The following is an 18,800-nucleotide window of genomic DNA, read 5'->3' on the forward strand; positions in this document are numbered from 1 at the left end:
CATGATCGCGCAAAGCGGTGCAAGATATGCGCCATGCGCATCGGAGTCTTGACCGGAGGCGGCGACTGTCCAGGACTGAACGCGGTCATCCGTGCCATCGTTCGCACCGCGAACGGACGCTACGGCGACGCGATCATCGGCTTCGAGGACGGCTGGCGCGGCCTACTGGAAAATCGAAAGATCACCATCCACAACGACGATCGCACCGACCGCCTGCTCACCAAGGGCGGCACCATGCTCGGCACCGCCCGTACCAATCCCGATAAGCTGCGCGCCGGATTGGACCAGATCAAGCGGACCCTCGACGACAACGGCATCGAGGCGCTGATCCCCATCGGCGGCGAAGGCACGCTCACCGCGGCCAGTTGGCTGTCCGATGAGGGCGTCCCGGTGGTCGGCGTACCGAAGACCATCGATAACGACATCGACTGCACCGATGTCACTTTCGGCCACGACACCGCGCTGTCCATCGCCTCCGAGGCGATCGACCGGCTGCACACCACCGCGGAATCGCATCAGCGCGTCATGCTGGTCGAGGTGATGGGTCGGCACGCGGGCTGGATCGCGATCAACTCGGGCATGGCGGCGGGCGCACATCTGACACTGGTCCCCGAGGTGCCCTTCGATGTGGACGAGGTGTGCACGATGATCAAGCGCCGCTTCCAGCGCGGCGATAAGCATTTCATCTGCGTGGTTGCCGAGGGCGCGCATCCCGCCCCCGATACCGGTTTCGCGCTGCGCGAAGGGGGTATCGACGAATTCGGCCACGAGCGGTTCACCGGTGTCGCCCAGCAGCTCGGCCCCGAGATCGAACGCCGCATCGGCAAGGAGGTCCGCACCACGGTGCTCGGCCACGTCCAGCGCGGCGGCAGCCCGACCCCGTACGACCGGGTGCTGGCCACCCGCTTCGGATTGCACGCCGCCGAGGCCGTACATGCCGGGCATTTCGGTCAAATGGTCGCGCTGCACGGCACTTCCATCGATTTGGTGCCGTTATCCGAGGCAACCAAGCAGCTCAAGCGCGTACCCGAGGATCGATATCGCGAAGCCGAGGCGTTTTTCGGCTAGTTGTTGCACAATCGAGACCTGCCGAATCGGTTGTGGCACAGCTACTCTGGTCACCGTGGCTCAACTCCGGGTATCCGATCTGCCCACCGATGCTGTCGCGGTGTTCCGCCGCCGTGCCCGTGCCGCGGGTATAGCGGTCGAGGATGTCGTTCGTCAGGAACTGATCGCGATGGCGCGCAGGCGAACTTCGGTGGACACGATCGTGGAATTCCTGGAGTCCCAGGGCCGTGATCTGACCCCGGCATTCGACTCCGCGGCACTGACGCTCATCCAGGTATACGACCTGCCCGCCGACGTGCTCGGCATGTTCGGCCGCCGGGCTCGGGCCGCCGAACTGCCGCTCGGTGCCTTCGTGCGCCGGGAACTGCTGGCGGTCGCGCGGCGCGGCGGCGTACCGGATGCGCTCCTGGAATTCCAGGATGCGCAGGAGGACGACCCCACGCTGGAACTCGATATGGAAGCGATCGCCGCGGCGGTTCGATACGCGCGCGGGGCGTGAGGAGTGCGGTGCTGTCGGCACCGTGTTTTCGCCGGAACCGGTCGCAGGGGTCGGTAGTCTTGCGGCATGCGCAGTGGGCGATGGTTCGTCTCGGTTGTGTTCCTGATCGTCACCGTGGTGGTGGGGTGCTCGTCATCCGATAAGGGTGCGCCGCCCTCGCTCACCGGAGACTGGCACGGCGCCATCGAAGCGCCCGGCGCGCAGCTGTCGGTCGGGGTGAGCTTCGCCGATAACGGCAGCGCCACCATCGACATTCCGCTACAGGGTGTGCACGGCGCGCAGTTGAAAGATGTTTCCACGCAACCGGATCGGGTGGCATTCGCGATTCCCGACGTGCCGGGCGATCCGGCATTCGCGGGCAAATTCGACAAGGGTTCCGACCGTATCGTCGGCGAGTTCCGGCAGGCGGGGCAGAGCCTGCCGCTGACGCTGCAACCGGGCAAGGTCGAGCAGGCCACGCGCCCACAGGAGCCGAAACCGCCGTATCCGTATCGATCCGAGGATGTCACCTACCGCAATGGCGATATCACCATCGCGGGCACACTGACCGAGCCCGAGGGCAACGGACCGTTTCCGGCGATTCTGCTGATCTCCGGCAGCGGCGCACAGGACCGCAACGAAGAACTCATGGGCCACAAGCCTTTTCTGCTGCTGGCCGATACGTTCACCCGCGCGGGCTACGCCGTACTGCGCACCGATGACCGCGGCGTCGGCGGCACCAGCGGCAAACTCGACGACGCCAACTACACCGACCTCGCCGATGACGCCGCGGCCGGTGTGAAGTTCCTGCGTGCCCGTCCGGACATCGACCCGGCCCACATCGGCCTGTTCGGCCACAGCGAGGGCGGCTACCTCGCACCGCTGGTGGCCGCGCGCCCGGACAGCAGCATCGCCTTCGCGATCCTGATGGCCGGTCCGTCGGTACCGGGCTGGGAGGTGCTGATCGAACAGAACCGCGCACTGCTGACCGCGGCCGGCGCACCGCAGTCGCGGGTGGATGAGCAGGTCGCCTACATCACCGACTGGACCAACCTGATCCGCTCCGGCGATCTCGCGGGAGCCAAGGATCTCAGCCAACGGCACAACGAGTCCCTCCCGCCGGAGCAGCGCGCGTCCGCCGACGTGCTCAACGCCTACAACACGCCCTATATGGCGGCCTTCATCAGTTATGATCCGGCGCCCGCACTCTCGGCCCTGCACATCCCCGTCCTCGCGTTCTTCGGCACCAAGGACCTGCAGGTGCTCGCCACCCAGAACGAACCGCCGATGCGCGATCACCTCGCCGCCGATCCCGACGCCACCGTGCACGTGTTCCCCGGCCTCAACCACCTCATGCAACCCGCGAACTCCGGCCTGCCCAGCGAGTACACCACCATCGAAACCACCATCTCGCCCGAGGTCCTCGGCTACGTCACCGCGTGGCTGTCGCAGCACGCCCTGACCCGCTGACCAACCGCGTGGCGGGGCCGGTGAGCGGGTCAATAGACTGATCGCTATGAGCGAGCGCAGCGAGCGAACAATCGGCACAGCCGCCATGGGTGCGGTCATGACGGAGCCGAGCGTCAGCGAGGCGGAGTCATGAGTGCACCCACCGTCGACTTGATGAACTATGCCGATGTCATCGACCGGTTCGAGCCGGTGCTCGGTATGGAGGTTCACGTCGAGCTCAACACCGCGACCAAGATGTTCTGCGGTTGCCCGACCGAGTTCGGCGCGGCTCCCAACACTCAGGTATGCCCGGTATGCCTCGGTCTACCCGGCTCGCTGCCGGTGGTGAACCAGCAGGCCGTGGAGTCGGCGGTTCGGATCGGACTGGCGCTGAATTGCTCGATCACCCCGTGGGGCCGCTTCGCGCGCAAGAACTACTTCTACCCGGATCAGCCGAAGAACTACCAGATCAGCCAGTACGACGAGCCGATCGCCACCAACGGACACCTCGACGTTGTGCTCGACGACGGCAGTACCTTCCGCGTCGAGATCGAGCGCGCGCATATGGAGGAGGACACCGGCAAGTCCACCCACATCGGTGGCGCGACCGGTCGCATCCACGGCGCGAGCCATTCGCTGCTGGACTACAACCGGGCCGGAGTGCCGCTCATCGAGATCGTCACCAAGCCGGTCACCGGCACGGGGGAGCGGGCGCCGGAGGTGGCGCGCGCGTATGTGACCGCATTGCGTGAAGTTCTGAAGTCGCTGCAGGTATCCGACGTCAAGATGGAGCAGGGCTCGCTGCGCTGCGATGCCAATGTCTCGCTGATGCCCATCGGCGCAACGGAATTCGGCACCCGCACCGAGACCAAGAACGTCAACTCGCTCAAGAGCGTCGAGGTCGCGGTCCGCTTCGAAATGCGCCGGCAGGCCGCTATTCTCGCCGACGGCGGCTCGATCCTGCAGGAGACCAGGCACTTCAACGAGGCCGACGGCACCACCTCGTCCGGCCGGGTAAAGGAAACCTCGGAGGATTACCGCTACTTCCCCGAGCCGGACCTGGAACCCGTTGCGCCCGCCGAGGATTGGGTGCAGCAGCTGCGCGGCACCATTCCGGAGTACCCGTGGTTGCGCCGCGCGCGCATCCAGTCCGACTGGGAGCTGTCCGATGAGGTCATGCGCGACCTGGTCAACGCGGGCGCGCTGGATCTCATCATCGCCACCGTCGACGCGGGCGCCCCGGTCAACGACGCCAGGTCGTGGTGGGTCGCCTACCTCACCGAAAAGGCCAAGGAGCGTGAGGTTTCGCTGGAGGACCTGCCGATCACGCCCGCCCAGGTGGCCGAGGTGATCAAGCTCGTCGAATCGAAGACGGTGAACAACAAGGTCGCCAAGCAGGTTGTCGACTTCGTGTTGGCGGGTGCGGGCGATCCGGCGCAGATCGTCGAGGCCAAGGGCCTCGGCATGGTCAGCGACGAGACCGCGCTGCAGGCCGAGGTGCAGAAGGCACTGGAGGCCAATCCGGATATCGCCGAGAAGATCCGTTCGGGCAAGGTGCAGGCCGCTGGCAAGATCGTCGGTGATGTCATGAAGGCCACCCGCGGCCAAGCGGACGCGGCGCGAGTACGCGAACTCGTGCTCGCGGCGTGCGCCTGAGTTTCGGCTGCCGCCAACGCGACTGGACCGGTCCTTCGGGACCGGTCCAGTCGCGTATGGGCTTGCTAGTCCGGGCCGATGCCCGACGACGGCGGCGGGATCTTGATCACCCGATCGTCAAAGGGGCCGTGATTGTCGTCATTGTTGACCGTGGTCGCCCAGATGGTGCCGTCACCACCGGCCGCCGCCCCGCCGAGCCTGCCGTATTTGTCCTGCACGATGAAGGTCGGCGCGGCGGTCACCGCGTGGGTGTTCGCATCCGGATTCGCGATGGCGAGCGCCTTCGCCCCCGACATTGCGATGGCCACCACATCCGGACCGGCCGCGCAGCCCGCGACGCCGGGCCGGTCCGGCCAGGTCCAGGCGGTAGTGACGGTTCCGTCCTTGGCCAGGTGCTGCAGCCGGTCCTCGGTCGCGGTGCGGTCGGTGATCCAGACGCTGTCCTTGCCGTCATCGCAGAGATCGCCCGCGATGCCGAGACCGGAGACCACGACCTCCGGATTGGCGCCGGGTGACGGCGAGTTGATCCGCAGTACCTTGCCAGCCAGCGACGACGGAGCGCTGGCCAGACCGGGATTACCCGCATTGCCGGTCAGCACCAGCAGTTCGGTCGGCGAGACGAATTCCAGCGCACCGTGATTGCCGACGGACCCCTTCGGAATTCCGGTCAGGATGTCCTTCGGCGGGCCGTTCTCGGCGATGCGCACCACCCGGTTGTCGGTCGCGGTGGTGATGTAGGCGTAGATGAGTCCGTCCTCGCGGTAGGTCGGCGAGAGCGCGATATCGGTGATGCCGCCGTCACCGGAGCCGTCCACGTCGACCTGGTTGACCAAGACCGGAGGCGACTGCGGATCGCTCGGATCCACCGCGACGGTCTTGTAGATGCGACCGGTGCGCCGCTCGGCGACCATGGCGTCCTCGCCGAACGCGATGATCCCGCCGGTGGAGTCCAGGCAGGTCGTGATCACATTCGGGTCCGGATCGATGCACGGACCGGTCGGGCGCGGACGCGGCGAGGGATTCTGCTGCGGCGTTTTGGGCTCGGCGGGGCTGAAGGTCGGTTCAGGTGTGAAGGGGCTGGAGGCGGAATCGTCGAACCGAGCGCAGCCGACCAGCAGGACGGAGCCCAGCGCCAGGCTCAGGGCGATACGGCCCACGACAACCAAACTCATGGTTCAGACGTTACGGAAACCGCAGCCGATGTGCTGCTCCGGGTCGAGAAACGGACACGCCGTCGCATGCGCACCGCACACCGGCGCGCGCGGCGGCATAGGGTATCGACCGTGACCGAGAAGCCGAAAGACACATCCGCGCCCAGCATCGAGGGCGCGCTGACGGATGAGCAGTCGGCGGTGTCATCCACCGGTCGTGGCGTGACCAGCCCCTACGATTCACCCACCGGCGTGATGCCCAGACTGAACCTGCCCTCCGATACCCCGCCGAGCGGCCGAGGTCCCGAACTGACGAAAGACGTGCCGCGCACGGAAGAGGAGCTCGGTCTCGATCCCGAGATCCCCTCGGTCGGCGAACAAACCAGGGCCAATGACACCGCGAACGCCGCCTACGCCTACGCCAGCATCCCGCCCGCATCGAACGGTCCTGGCGAGCCGAGCCGCCCGCTGCGCCGCCGCAATGGCGATGTCCGCCGCGGCACACTCGATCTCGGCCTGTTCGTGCTGCGGCTGGTGGTCGGCGGCACCTTCATCTATCACGGCCTGCAGAAGCTCACCGGCTGGTTCAACGGACCCGGCCTGGACGGCACCCGCGACATGATGGCCGCTGGCGGCTGGGACCACGCGACGCTGTCCACCATCCTGGTCATCGCCGGTGAACTCGGCGGTGGCGCACTGCTCGTACTCGGCCTGGCCAGTCCGTTGGCCGCGGGCGCGGTACTGGCGGTGATCATCGACGCGTGGCTGTGGAAGCAGGGCATGGTTGCGGGCTTCCAGTACAAGTCCTCGGTCAAGAGCGGCGTCGAGCTGGAGTCCATCCTCGCGGGCACCGCCGTCGTCCTGCTGCTGACCGGCCCGGGCCGCCTATCCTTCGACCGCAACCGCGGCTGGGCCACCCGCCCCGCCTTCGGCTCCTTCGTCGTTCTGATCCTCGCGATCGCCGCCGCCATCGGCACCTGGTATTGGCTGCACGGCGGCAACCCGCTAACTGGCATTGGTCCGTTCTGATCCGCCTCCCCGAATATTCAGGCCATACCAGTTGGGTGCCCACGCGGCCCGCGTTCAGGTCCTGCGTTGGGTGCCCCGCTGGGTTTCGGGGGTACCCGACGAGTTACCCATGTCCTGACGAAATCAGTTGTCACTGAGATACGAACGGCGTTCCTCGCATGCACACGAGGAACGCCGTTCGTATTCAATTGAGCCGCACGGGTTTACGGTACCTGGCGAACCGCGCCTTTGTCGGCCGAGGTGGCCAGGGCTGCGTAGGCACGAAGGGCGGTGGTGACCGGGCGGATACGGTCGACCGGCTGCCAAGGGCGTTCGGAGGCATCCATTTTCGCGCGTCGCTCGGCCAGGGTCGCCTCGTCCACCAGTACCTCGAGGGTACGGGTCTTGACGTCGATGCGGATCTGATCGCCGTCCTCGATCAGGCCGACCGCGCCGCCCGCGGCGGCCTCGGGGGACATGTGGCCGATAGACAGGCCGGAGGTGCCGCCGGAGAACCGGCCGTCGGTGATCAGCGCACACTCCTTGCCGAGGCCCGCACCCTTGAGGAATGCGGTGGGGTGCAACATCTCCTGCATACCGGGCCCACCCTTGGGACCCTCGTAGCGGACCACGATCACATCGCCCGGCTTGATCTGCTTGCCGAGGATCGCCGAGACCGCGGCCTCCTGGGATTCGACCACCACGGCCGGGCCCTGGAAGGCGAACAGTTCCTCGTCGATGCCCGCGGTCTTGAGGATCGCGCCATCGGGAGCGATATTGCCGCGCAGGACAACCAGACCACCCTCGACGGTGTAGGCATGCGCCTTATCGCGGATGCAGCCGCCCTCGGCGTCGGTGTCCAGCGACGACCAGCGGTTGTTCGTGGAGAACGGCTCGGTGGTGCGCACGCCGCCGGGTGCGGCGTGGAACAGTTCGATGGCTTCCTCGGATGCCTTGCCGGAGCGAATATCCCAGGTGTCGAGCCATTCGTCGAGGCTGGCGGTGTGCACCGTGGTCACGTCGGTCTCCAGCAGACCGGCGCGGCGCAGCTCGCCGAGGATGGCCGGAATGCCGCCGGCGCGATGCACATCTTCCATGTGGTAGTCGGAATTGGGCGACACCTTGGACAGGCACGGCACTTTGCGAGATATCTCGTCGATGGTCTGCAGATCGAAGTCGATCTCACCCTCCTGCGCGGCGGCCAGGGTGTGCAGCACGGTATTGGTGGAACCACCCATCGCCACGTCCAGGGCCATCGCATTGCGGAAGGCCTTGGCATCGGCCACATTCCGGGGCAGCACCGATGCGTCGTCCTCGCGGTACCAGCGATTGGCGATATCGACGATCACCGTGCCGGCCCTCTCGAACAGCGCGTGGCGGGCCGCATGGGTGGCCAGCGTCGACCCGTTGCCGGGCAGCGCGAGTCCGAGCGCCTCGGTGAGGCAGTTCATCGAATTCGCGGTGAACATGCCGGAGCAGGAACCACAGGTCGGGCAGGCGCTGCGCTCGACCTCGCTGAGTCCTTCCTCGCTGACGTTCATATTGGCGCTGGCCGCGATCGCGGTGATCAGATCGGTCGGCGCCTGCGCGACACCGCCGACGACCACGGCCTTACCGGCCTCCATCGGCCCACCGGAGACGAAGACGGCCGGAATGTTCAGGCGCATGGCGGCATTGAGCATGCCCGGCGTGATCTTGTCGCAGTTGGAGATGCACACCAGCGCGTCGGCGGTGTGCGCATTGGCCATGTATTCGACCGAATCGGCGATGATCTCGCGCGAGGGCAGCGAGTAGAGCATGCCGCCGTGGCCCATCGCGATGCCGTCGTCGACCGCGATGGTGTGGAACTCCCGTGGCACACCGCCCGCGGCGCGCACCGCGTCGGCGACGATCTCACCGACATTCTTCAAATGCACGTGGCCCGGTACGAACTGGGTGTAGGAGTTCGCGATGGCGACGATCGGCTTGCCGAAGTCGGTGTCGGTCATACCGGTGGCGCGCCAGAGTGCGCGCGCGCCTGCGGCATTGCGGCCGATGGTGGTTGTGCGTGAACGAAGCGGTGGCATGTATCGATCCTCGGGAGGTCGCGGGGGCTGATGTGCGACTGCGCGGAGTTCGCTCAATGAGCAAATTCAACGACCGACCACGTTACTCCCGCGCGCGGGCGGGCTTTTCGTGGCGGTCGACGGCGCTGATCGCCATCGGTCTGTGGTTCGGGATGGTGTCGCCGCGAGGGTGTCGTCGGCGCGGACGGTGTCATCGGCCGTGTCCGCTCCGGCACCGTCGGTATCCACCGGTCCGGTGCGCGCGGGCGGGGATTGTCCGTCCGACGCGGTCACCGGACCGCGCATCCGTCAGCGAGCCTACCGGCGGCGGTGGCTCTTCCCGCTGCCGGTGAATCGCTACGAGTCGGAGTCGCGTGCCTCGGTCTGGGAGTCGCGTGCCTCGGCCTCGGCGGCAGATGCCTTGGTATCGGCGGCAGGTGCTTCGGTATCGGCGGCAGACGCCTCGGCCGTCTTCGCCTCGGACTCGCGCTCGGCCTCCCGCGCGGCGGCCTCCGCCGCGAACAGATCCGGAATCCGCCCGTTCGACGCCCGGATCAGATCGCGCAGTCGGTCATAGCTGACCGCGGGGAGTTTCACATCCCTGTCATCGGTGAGATGGGCACGCACGAACCCGCGCTTGGGAATGCTGACGCCCGCGACCTGTGCCCAGTCGAGGTGTCGCGAACCGAAAACAGTGCGCAGATCCAACCCGTCTTCCGACACCGTGGTGCGCGTGCGCGCGATCCACACCGCCGCCGCGACCGGCAGCAGCAGTAGCCACCACAGCCCGACCGGCCAGCCGACGAAGGCGAAGAATACGCAGAACAGCAAGACGACCACACCGAGATAGGCCATCTGTGTAATGCGGATGACCTGCGCCGTCTGCTTCGGCTCGGTCGGTTCCGGCGAACTACCCGTCTCCGATCCCGCCGCGGGCGTATGGGACGATTTAGCCGGTGGCACGGACTGATGCGGTGATGACACACCACCATCCTCGCATCATGGTGAACGGACTCGAGCACCCGCTCGGTCTCACATAATGAGACCTGTTTGACTGATCGACTCGCGCACACATACCGTCATGCGCGTGAATCGAATCGAGTTGCTCGTAATCGGCCGGCGCGTCCAGCGTTGAGCCTGACTACCTGAGTCGAATACGTCAGCTCGCGTTGCGACGCGCCACCCTCGAACAGCCCTGCGCTGTCGGGGGCTTTTTTGTGTTCGGGACAAAAGTCCTGGCACGTGGCCGCTTCGCAAGGCACCACGTGCAAGCACAATTGTCCGGGGTCTAGTACGAACAGTTAGGAACGAAGACGGTGAGTGCACCAACCGCACGGCCCGGGCCCTCGGCCCGCAGGCCAGCGCCTTCGGCGAATCAGCCGGCCGTGGCCGCTGGTAGTCCGACGACCGCGGCGAACCGCCGCCAGGTCCCGCCCGAGCGGGTCACCGGCGCGCAGTCCGTCGTCCGCTCCCTGGAGGAGCTCGGCGTCGACACGGTATTCGGCATTCCCGGCGGCGCGATTCTCCCGGTCTACGACCCGCTCTTCGATTCCACCAAGGTCCGTCACGTCCTCGTCCGGCACGAACAGGGCGCGGGTCACGCGGCGACCGGTTATGCGCAGGCCACCGGCAAGGTCGGCGTCTGCATGGCCACCTCGGGTCCGGGCGCGACGAACCTGGTCACCCCGATCGCCGACGCGCAGATGGACTCGGTCCCGATCGTTGCCATTACCGGCCAGGTCGGACGCGGGCTGATCGGCACCGACGCGTTCCAGGAAGCCGATATTTCCGGCATCACCATGCCGATCACCAAGCACAACTTCCTCATCACCGAGGGTGTCGATATCCCGCGCATCATCGCGGAGGCCTTCTACCTTGCCGCCTCCGGTCGCCCGGGTGCGGTGCTCGTCGACATCCCCAAGGATGTGCTGCAGGCACAGACCACCTTCAGCTGGCCGCCGGAGATGCGGCTGCCCGGCTACCGTCCGGTGACCAAGCCGCACGGCAAGCAGGTGCGCGAGGCCGCTCGGATGATCTCTGAGGCCAAGCAGCCGGTGCTCTACGTCGGTGGCGGCGTGATCAAGGCCGACGCGTCACCGCAGCTGCTGGAACTGGCCGAGCTGACCGGTATCCCGGTGGTCACCACCCTGATGGCGCGTGGTGCGTTCCCGGACAGCCACCACCTCAACATGGGCATGCCCGGCATGCACGGCACCGTCGGCGCGGTCGCCGCGCTGCAGAGGTCCGATCTGCTGATCACCCTCGGCGCGCGCTTCGACGACCGTGTCACCGGTCAGCTGGATTCCTTCGCGCCCGACGCCAAGGTGATCCACGCCGATATCGACCCGGCCGAGATCGGCAAGAACCGCCACGCGGACGTCCCGATCGTCGGCGACTGCCGCGAGGTGATCGTCGAACTGATCGAGACGCTCAAGGCCGACCCCTCCGGCCCGCCGAAGCTGGATCTCACCGATTGGTGGCAGTACCTCGACGGCATCCGCAAGGGCTACCCGCTCGGCTGGACGACGCCCAGCGACGGTTCGCTGTCGCCGGAGTTCGTCATCGAGGCGCTCGGTCGTCTGGCCGGTCCCGACGCCATCTACTGTGCCGGCGTCGGTCAGCACCAGATGTGGGCCGCGCAGTTCATCAAGTACGAAAAGCCGCGCACCTGGCTGAATTCCGGTGGTCTCGGCACCATGGGCTACGCCGTTCCGGCGGCCATGGGCGCCAAGATGGGCGCACCCGATAAAGAGGTGTGGGCGGTCGACGGTGACGGCTGCTTCCAGATGACCAACCAGGAGTTGGCCACCTGTGCCGTCGAGGGCGTGCCGATCAAGGTCGCACTGATCAACAACGGCAACCTCGGCATGGTCCGCCAGTGGCAGACCCTGTTCTACGAGGAGCGCTACTCCAACACCGATCTCGGCACGCATACCCTGCGCATCCCCGATTTCGTCAAACTCGCCGAAGCCCTCGGCTGCCACGGCATCCGGGTCGAGCGTGAGGAGGACGTCGAGGCCGCCATCCGCGAGGCGCAGTCCATCAACGACCGTCCCGTGGTGATCGACTTCATCGTCGGCAAGGACGCCCAGGTGTGGCCGATGGTCGCCGCGGGCACCAGCAATGACGAGATCATGGCCGCGCGCGGCATCCGCCCGCTCTTCGATGAGGACGAGCAGGCCGCCGAGCCCGCCGTCATCCATGAGGCGATGTCGCACGAGAAGAACAAGGGGACCGATCAGTGAGTACCACTCACACCCTGAGCGTCCTGGTCGAGGACAAGCCGGGCGTGCTGGCCCGGGTCGCGGCGCTGTTCTCCCGCCGTGGCTTCAATATCGAATCGCTGGCCGTCGGTGGCACCGAGATCCCGGAGATCTCGCGCATGACCATCGTCGTCACCGTCGAGGACCTGCCGCTCGAGCAGGTCACCAAGCAGCTCAACAAGCTGGTCAATGTCATCAAGATCGTGGAGCAGGATGCCGACACCTCGGTCGCCCGCGAACTGATCCTGGTGAAGGTGCGTGCGGACGCCAGCGTGCGTACCCAGGTCATCGAGGCGGTTACGCTCTTCCGGGCGAAGGTGATCGATGTCTCGCCGGACGCGCTCACCGTCGAGGCGACCGGAACCCGGTCCAAGCTCGACGCGCTGCTACGGATGCTCGAGCCGTACGGCATCCGGGAGATCGTGCAGTCCGGTGTGGTCGCCGTGGGCCGTGGGCCGAAATCCATCACCGCGACTCGCTGACGCTCGCCGCGGTGGCGCACTGTGTCTTTTGGACCAGCCCAAAAACGGGCTGGTCGGCTAGTGCCTGATCGGTTGATCGTGAAGACGAGCTAGTCTTGCTGCGATCGACGGTCGGTGTGCCGCGCTCCCCGCGCACGCGGGGGATCCGATTTGATCCGAAATTTGCAAACTCATCACCTGCGTCAGCATGGTGTTCCCCGCTCCGGCGGGGATGATCCGATCCGAAGGGAACCAAGAGTGGCAGTCGAGATGTTCTACGACGACGACGCCGACCTGTCGATCATCCAGGGCCGCAAGGTCGCTGTCATCGGCTACGGCAGCCAGGGGCACGCGCACTCGCTGAGCCTGCGCGACTCCGGTGTTGAGGTCCGCGTCGGCCTCGCTGAGGGGTCGAAGTCGCGGCCGAAGGCCGAAGAGGCCGGTCTGACCGTCGGCACCCCGGCCGAGGTCGCCGCGTGGGCCGACGTGATCATGGTGCTCGCCCCGGACACCGCTCAGGCGTCGATCTTCACCAACGACATCGAGCCCAACCTGAAGGACGGCGACGCGCTGTTCTTCGGCCACGGCCTCAACATCCACTTCGGCCTGATCAAGCCCCCGGCCAATGTGACCATCGGCATGGTCGCGCCGAAGGGCCCCGGCCACCTGGTGCGTCGTCAGTTCGTCGATGGCAAGGGCGTTCCGGCCCTGATCGCGGTCGAGCAGGACCCGAAGGGTGAGGGTCAGGCGCTGGCGCTGTCCTACGCCAAGGGCATCGGCGGTACCCGCGCGGGTGTCATCAAGACCACCTTCAAGGAAGAGACCGAGACCGACCTGTTCGGTGAGCAGGCGGTGCTCTGTGGTGGTACCGAAGAGCTGGTCAAGACCGGTTTCGAGGTCATGGTCGAGGCGGGCTACGCCCCGGAGATGGCCTACTTCGAGGTGCTGCACGAGCTCAAGCTCATCGTCGATCTGATGTACGAGGGCGGCATCGCCCGGATGAACTACTCGGTCTCCGACACCGCCGAATTCGGTGGCTACCTGTCGGGTCCGCGGGTTATCGATGCCGACACCAAGAAGCGCATGCAGGACATTCTGCGTGACATCCAGGACGGCAGCTTCGTCAAGCGGCTCGTCGCGAATGTCGAGGGCGGCAATAAGGAGCTCGAGGCGCTGCGCAAGGCCAATGCCGAACACCCGATCGAGGTCACCGGCGCCAAGCTGCGCGGCCTGATGAGCTGGGTCGACCGGCCGATCACCGAAACCGCGTAATACGCGCAAACACGACAGTGGCCCATTCCGATTCGTCGGGGTGGGCCACTGTTGTTTCGGTGGTCGCTTATGCCGCGGCCACGCAATTGCCGCTACTTACATGAGCACCGGCCCCGACCCGAACTCGTAGTCGAGGAGTTTCACGCCAAAATGGACCTCGGTGTTTGTGGGTTCGAGGCCGTCACGAATCGGCGATTCTCGTCGGGATTCACGGAAAACCGATACTGCTGGAGATACCCTCTCTATCCGATTCTAGACGCCATGGGTACCTCCCAATTTCGCAGGAAGGATCCGACATCGTGCGCAGCCGGATATTTGGATTGACCGCAGCTTTGACGGGAACCCTGATCGTGGTCGGAGGCGGGACTATCGCCGCACCTCATATATGGGCGCAACCGGCGGGGGAACAACAGGTCGCGGAGGCCGATGATTTCTACCTTCCACCGCCATCGCTCCCGGACGGGCCAGGCGCTATTGTTCGCGCCGAACCGGCGCCGGTCGCAATGTCGGCGCCCGGACAGCCGGGAGTGGTCCCCGCGGCGGCGACGCGCATGATGTACGTCAGTAGCGATACCCACGATGCGCCGACAGCGGTGGTCGGCACGTACCTGCAGCCGAGCGTCCCGTGGACCGGTCCGGGCGAGCGGCCGCTGATCGCGTACGCGGGCGGTACCAAGGGGCAGGGCGATCAATGTGCGCCCTCGAAGCTGATGTCGACGATCGCCGAGTTCCAGCCTCCGTTGGACATAATCTTCGAATACGACCTGGTGGCAATCCGTTCGCTGCTCAACCGCGGTGTGGCGATTGTGGTGACCGACTATCACGGACTCGGCACGCCCGACGTGCACGACTATCTCAACCGGAAGTCGCAAGCCTATGCGGTACTGGACTCCGCGCGCGCCGCCCTGCAGTTGCCCGGCACCGGTCTCAACCCCGGCACGCCGGTCATCCTCTACGGGTATTCGCAGGGCGGTATGGCCTCCGCCGGTGCGGCCGAACTGCAATCGAGCTACGCCCCCGATCTGAATGTGCGCGGCGCCTACGTCGGTGGGCCGGTGGTGGACGACGAATACTTCATCGGATTCAACGATGGCCGCGCCGATTTCGCACCGTCATTCGCCTGGATTCTCAACGGCATTGCCGCCGACTACCCGGAAACTCGCCCGGTGCTCGACGCTGAACTCAACGACCTCGGCAAGGCGATCCTGCAGGAATCCCTGGGCAAATGTGCGGTCCCGGCCGGACTTGCCCAGGAGCATGGGCACACGTCCGAGTGGACCACCAGCGGAGAACCGATCACCGCCGTTATCGATCGGTCCCCGGTGTTGCAGTCGGCATTCGCCGAGCAGCGTATCGGCACCCGCGCCCCGGCCGTTCCGGTACTTGCCGCGTCGGCCATGAACGACCAGGGAGCGCCATTTGTGCCGGTGCGCGACGTGGCCGCCGGTTGGTGTGGTAGCGGAGTGCCCGTTCAGTTGGAAGCGAACGCCGAAATTCCCCCCGCATCCGGACTCGTCGGCACCCACGTGATCGCCTTCTTCCCGGCCATGGTGGCCTCGCAGCAGTGGTTGACCGATCGGCTCGCGGGTATGCCCGCTCCGTCCAACTGCGCGGCGCTACCGTAGCGCTGGCGATTTCGATGCGTAATGCCCGGTGGCGGGCCGGTCCCAGGGCCGAAACCCGCCGTCGGGCACGCAGATCGAGTGTCGGATTCGATGTCGGGCCGCAGCACCGCCTGGCGCGGCGAAATCCGCCCTCGGCCAAGGAAAGCCGCCAGGTCAGAATGCGGATTTCGAAAGATCGCTGGCACGCGGCGCAGACACAGCTATTCTGGAGCGACAGTTCTACCGCAACGGATTTCGGCGGCCACACTCACTGTCGGTGTTGTTCAGTTGGATGCCCGAGGCGCCTATGTCGATCTTCGAGAATACTGAAAGACGCGACCCCAAGCGGTATCTGTGGATACTGGGGTTGATCGCTCCGAGTTGTTCGGTACTTCCTTCACAACTGGTGGCCCGTACGGGCCTGGAAATTTTCTGGTGGATCGGTCCGATCATTGTGCTCGGAGTGATCCCGCTGCTGGACTGGGCAATTGGGAATGACGGGAGCAATCCGCGCGACGAGGACTACGAGGCCTTGTCCAACGACCGCTACTATCGCTGGTGCACTTATCTTTTCCTGCCGCTGCAGTTCATCGGCCTGCTCATCGCGGGATTTCTCTGGTCCAGAGACGCACTGAGCATATCCGATAAGCTCGGTTTGGCCGTGACGCTCGGGTTCGTGTCGGGCATCGGAATCAATGCCGCACACGAACTCGGCCATCGGGTCGAGCACCTCGAACGCTGGCTGGCGAAAATCGCACTGGCGCAATCGGGGTACGGGCACTTCTTCGTCGAGCACAATCGCGGCCATCACGTGCGCGTCGCGACGCCGGAAGATCCGGCCAGTGCCCGATTCGGCGAATCACTGTGGGAGTTCCTGCCGCGCAGTATGATCGGTGGCTTCCGCTCAGCGCTCGTCTTGGAGCGCGAACGCCTGTCCCGCAAGGGAAAGCGCTGGTTCTGCCGGGACAATAATCTGTTGCAGGCCTGGTCGATGAGTGTCGTGCTGTTCGGCACGCTGATCGTCATCTTTGGGCCGGTGGTGATCCCATTTCTGGCACTGCAGGCGCTGATCGGCGCGGGGCTGCTCGAGACGGTGAACTACGTCGAGCATTACGGACTGCTTCGCCAGCGCGGTCGCAATGGCAAATATGTGCGCTGCTCCCCGCGTGACAGCTGGAACAGTGACCGTCTGGTCACGAACCTATTCCTGTTCCATCTGCAGCGCCACAGCGACCACCACGCGAATCCCGGCCGCCGCTACCAGACCCTGCGCAGTTCGGAGCAGGCGCCACAGCTACCCGCGGGCTACGCCAGCATGATCCTGCTGGCTGCTGTCCCCGCGATCTGGCGCGCGGTCATGGACAATCGTGTCCTGGCCCATTACGGCGGCGATATCAACCTCGTCAACACCAAGCGGCGAACCAAACGCCGCAACGAATCCCCTCGCTCCGCCAAATACGTCCACTGACTTTCGGATCGGCGGGGCTCACTACTCGCCCGTAGCGGCGCGGTTGCCTATCGTCTTCGGGGACAACGGAGTCGAAGCCTTTGTCTGCCGAACAGATCGCGAGTCGTGAGCACCTCATCCACCACACTTGGCCCCGCTTCCGCACCGAGTCCGGCATCGGCCGGTCGACGTGCCGAGGCCATCCACCGCTTCCTCGTCAAACCGGCCGATGCGGGCATCGCGGGCTCGGTCGACGGCGGAAAGCTACTCGAATGGATCGATAAGGTCGCCTATGCGGCGGCGGCCCAGTGGAGTGGTTGTTACTGCGTCACCGCCTATGTCGGAAATATTCATCTCGACCGGCCGATCGCGGTCGGTGAGTTGGTCGAATTGCATGCGAATCTCGTGCATACGGGACGCACCAGCATGCATATCCTCGTCAGCGTCTATTCGACCGATCCCACGCGACGCAAGCCGGTGCAGACGGCGCAATGTCTGACGATTTTCGTCGCGGTCGACGACAATCGACGGACCGTGGAAGTGCCGCAATGGAATCCGACCACGATTCTCGAGCTACAGCGGCACCGGCAGGCGAGGGCGCGGATTTCGGTGCGCAAGCGGATCGAAGAGGCGATGGCTGCCCAGCAGTACACATCGGCGGGCACCGCACCCACCGGCACGCTGCGATTCCTGGCGGCGCCGTCGGATATCAACTGGGGCGGCAAGGTGCACGGCGGTCGCACCATGCAGTGGATCGATGAGGCGGCCTATATCTGCGGCGCCGATTGGGTTGGACAGCATGTCATTACGTCCTACTTCGGCGGGATCCGGTTCTACCGGCCCATTGTCATCGGTCATATCGTCGAGGTCGGTGCTCGGCTGATCTATACCGGTCCGCGCAGTATGCACGTCAGCGTGCATGTGACCGCCACGGATACCCACTCCGACGAACCGGCTCTTGCGGCGCACGGGCTCGCCGTCGTCGTCACGGTGGACGGCAGTGGAAAGGCGCTGCCCGTCCGGCAGTGGGATCCGGTTTCCGACGAGGACCGCGCGCTAGCGGCGCACGCTCGACACCTCGTCGAGTTGCGGGCCGAGGTGGAGCCGTTCAGCGCGGCCAGTGCCGTGCCCGCCGACGCCGAACCCAGTCACTTCCGCGCGCCTATGCCGTGAATCGCGGCGGGAATTCGGGCCCGCTCCGGGTCGAGGCGGGCCACTGGTGTCCTCGGTTCGTGGTCAGTGGCCAGGGGTAGGGCTACTTGGGCTGCTCGGGCTACTTGGGGTGTTCGGGTTACTCGGGCTGCTCGGGTTACTCGGGTGCATGGGGTTCAAGGGGCTCATCGGGTTGGCCGGATTGTTCAGGCTGTGCTCCCACTGATATTGCGGGTTGGCCGGGTTATTGGGGTTGAGCGGGCTCATGGGGTTGGCCGGATTGTTCAGGCTGTTCGCCCAGTTATCGTCCTCCCGCTTGCGCCGCTGCTGCTCGTTGCGCCATGCCTGTTCGCACGCGTCTCGATTTTCGGCCGTCTCGCAGCCCGCGCCGGATCCGGCGGAGCCCGTCGCTGGCGCGGCCGAGGCCGGAATTGCCAAGGCGGTCAAGGGAACTACGGCGATGGCGGCGGCCGCGGCCACCTGGGCCAGCATTCGGCGAGGCGTCGTTGTCATGCTCCCACTCTGGCGTGTTGTCGTCGAAAAGTCTTCTGTCGCAGGCCGATTCAGGGTTATTTCAGTCGGAAGTATGAGACGGGGTCCGACTGGGGTGGGGGTGTTCCCGGAGGTATCAACCCGGAGTCGGTCGGCGACGGGGGTGCTCGGTGCGGGCCGGTTACTTCGGCGCAGCGCGAGGGGCGGAACGCAGAACGGCCCGGCACCTGCTCGGTGCCGGGCCGCCAGTGCTC

At 65.8% G+C, this 18,800-nt stretch carries 15 protein-coding genes; 11 read left to right on the forward strand and 4 right to left on the reverse strand.

The features are described 5' to 3' along the window. Positions 1-33: 33 nt before the first annotated feature. From ABZW16_RS10260 to gatB, 4 genes are all read left to right on the forward strand, one after another. Positions 34-1,068 carry an ATP-dependent 6-phosphofructokinase gene (locus ABZW16_RS10260; RefSeq protein WP_354954302.1) on the forward strand — a complete coding sequence of 345 codons (1,035 nt, stop codon included), beginning with the start codon at positions 34-36 and terminating at the stop codon, positions 1,066-1,068. 55 nt (positions 1,069-1,123) lie between these two features. Beyond that, on the forward strand, positions 1,124-1,567 hold the full coding sequence (locus ABZW16_RS10265; protein WP_354954304.1) for a hypothetical protein: 444 nt from the start codon (positions 1,124-1,126) through the stop codon (positions 1,565-1,567). Positions 1,568-1,633: 66 nt separating this feature from the next. Beyond that, complete coding sequence (locus tag ABZW16_RS10270; RefSeq protein WP_354954306.1) at positions 1,634-3,016, forward strand: alpha/beta fold hydrolase; 1,383 nt, start codon at positions 1,634-1,636, stop codon at positions 3,014-3,016. Positions 3,017-3,145: 129 nt separating this feature from the next. Then, on the forward strand, positions 3,146-4,651 hold the full coding sequence (gene gatB, locus ABZW16_RS10275) for an Asp-tRNA(Asn)/Glu-tRNA(Gln) amidotransferase subunit GatB (protein ID WP_354954308.1): 1,506 nt from the start codon (positions 3,146-3,148) through the stop codon (positions 4,649-4,651). A gap of 65 nt (positions 4,652-4,716) precedes the next feature. Here the strand turns inward: gatB and ABZW16_RS10280 are convergent, their stop codons facing one another. Further along, entirely contained in the window at positions 4,717-5,823 is a 1,107-nt protein-coding gene (locus tag ABZW16_RS10280; RefSeq protein ID WP_354954310.1) for a PQQ-dependent sugar dehydrogenase, read from the reverse strand. Between the two features lie 111 nt (positions 5,824-5,934). Between ABZW16_RS10280 and ABZW16_RS10285 the strand changes: the two genes are divergently transcribed. After that, entirely contained in the window at positions 5,935-6,831 is an 897-nt protein-coding gene (locus ABZW16_RS10285; RefSeq protein WP_354954312.1) for a DoxX family protein, read from the forward strand. A 203-nt stretch (positions 6,832-7,034) separates the two neighbouring features. Here the strand turns inward: ABZW16_RS10285 and ilvD are convergent, their stop codons facing one another. Further along, the gene (gene ilvD / locus ABZW16_RS10290) at positions 7,035-8,876 is read right to left on the reverse strand and encodes a dihydroxy-acid dehydratase (RefSeq protein ID WP_354954314.1); all 1,842 of its coding nucleotides are present in this window, start codon (positions 8,874-8,876) and stop codon (positions 7,035-7,037) included. A gap of 336 nt (positions 8,877-9,212) precedes the next feature. After that, the gene (locus tag ABZW16_RS10295; RefSeq protein ID WP_354954316.1) at positions 9,213-9,839 is read right to left on the reverse strand and encodes a PH domain-containing protein; all 627 of its coding nucleotides are present in this window, start codon (positions 9,837-9,839) and stop codon (positions 9,213-9,215) included. A 332-nt stretch (positions 9,840-10,171) separates the two neighbouring features. Between ABZW16_RS10295 and ABZW16_RS10300 the strand changes: the two genes are divergently transcribed. The 6 genes from ABZW16_RS10300 (at position 10,172) to ABZW16_RS10325 (ending at position 18,075) form a co-directional block, all read left to right on the forward strand. Continuing rightward, entirely contained in the window at positions 10,172-12,100 is a 1,929-nt protein-coding gene (locus ABZW16_RS10300; RefSeq protein ID WP_354954318.1) for an acetolactate synthase large subunit, read from the forward strand. Next, complete coding sequence (gene ilvN / locus ABZW16_RS10305; RefSeq protein ID WP_040693551.1) at positions 12,097-12,600, forward strand: acetolactate synthase small subunit; 504 nt, start codon at positions 12,097-12,099, stop codon at positions 12,598-12,600. The genes ABZW16_RS10300 and ilvN overlap by 4 nt, the downstream gene beginning before the upstream one ends. Before the next feature lie 249 nt (positions 12,601-12,849). Further along, positions 12,850-13,851 carry a ketol-acid reductoisomerase gene (gene ilvC / locus ABZW16_RS10310; protein WP_354954363.1) on the forward strand — a complete coding sequence of 334 codons (1,002 nt, stop codon included), beginning with the start codon at positions 12,850-12,852 and terminating at the stop codon, positions 13,849-13,851. A gap of 320 nt (positions 13,852-14,171) precedes the next feature. Continuing rightward, entirely contained in the window at positions 14,172-15,476 is a 1,305-nt protein-coding gene (locus ABZW16_RS10315) for a lipase family protein (RefSeq protein WP_354954323.1), read from the forward strand. A gap of 286 nt (positions 15,477-15,762) precedes the next feature. Beyond that, the gene (locus tag ABZW16_RS10320; RefSeq protein WP_354954325.1) at positions 15,763-16,923 is read left to right on the forward strand and encodes an alkane 1-monooxygenase; all 1,161 of its coding nucleotides are present in this window, start codon (positions 15,763-15,765) and stop codon (positions 16,921-16,923) included. A 105-nt stretch (positions 16,924-17,028) separates the two neighbouring features. Further along, positions 17,029-18,075, forward strand: a complete 1,047-nt coding sequence (locus ABZW16_RS10325; RefSeq protein ID WP_354954327.1) for a hotdog domain-containing protein — start codon at positions 17,029-17,031, stop codon at positions 18,073-18,075. A gap of 63 nt (positions 18,076-18,138) precedes the next feature. On the opposite strand, the gene ABZW16_RS10330 is transcribed toward ABZW16_RS10325, so the two are convergent. After that, on the reverse strand, positions 18,139-18,567 hold the full coding sequence (locus ABZW16_RS10330) for a hypothetical protein (RefSeq protein ID WP_354954329.1): 429 nt from the start codon (positions 18,565-18,567) through the stop codon (positions 18,139-18,141). Between the last annotated feature and the right edge of the window lie 233 nt (positions 18,568-18,800).

Source organism: Nocardia sp. NPDC004604 (assembly GCF_040609795.1).
In the GTDB taxonomy this organism is placed as follows: Bacteria; Actinomycetota; Actinomycetes; order Mycobacteriales; family Mycobacteriaceae; genus Nocardia.

Excerpts from the sequence above, each read along its gene's own strand:
- ABZW16_RS10320 (WP_354954325.1), top strand. The coding sequence starts at position 15,763 with ATGTCGATCTTCGAGAATACTGAAAGACGCGACCCCAAGCGGTATCTG.
- ilvC (WP_354954363.1), top strand. The coding sequence starts at position 12,850 with ATGTTCTACGACGACGACGCCGACCTGTCGATCATCCAGGGCCGCAAG.
- ilvD (WP_354954314.1), bottom strand. The coding sequence starts at position 8,876 with ATGCCACCGCTTCGTTCACGCACAACCACCATCGGCCGCAATGCCGCA.
- gatB (WP_354954308.1), top strand. The coding sequence starts at position 3,146 with ATGAGTGCACCCACCGTCGACTTGATGAACTATGCCGATGTCATCGAC.
- ABZW16_RS10270 (WP_354954306.1), top strand. The coding sequence starts at position 1,634 with ATGCGCAGTGGGCGATGGTTCGTCTCGGTTGTGTTCCTGATCGTCACC.
- ABZW16_RS10330 (WP_354954329.1), bottom strand. The coding sequence starts at position 18,567 with ATGACAACGACGCCTCGCCGAATGCTGGCCCAGGTGGCCGCGGCCGCC.
- ABZW16_RS10280 (WP_354954310.1), bottom strand. The coding sequence starts at position 5,823 with ATGAGTTTGGTTGTCGTGGGCCGTATCGCCCTGAGCCTGGCGCTGGGC.
- ABZW16_RS10260 (WP_354954302.1), top strand. The coding sequence starts at position 34 with ATGCGCATCGGAGTCTTGACCGGAGGCGGCGACTGTCCAGGACTGAAC.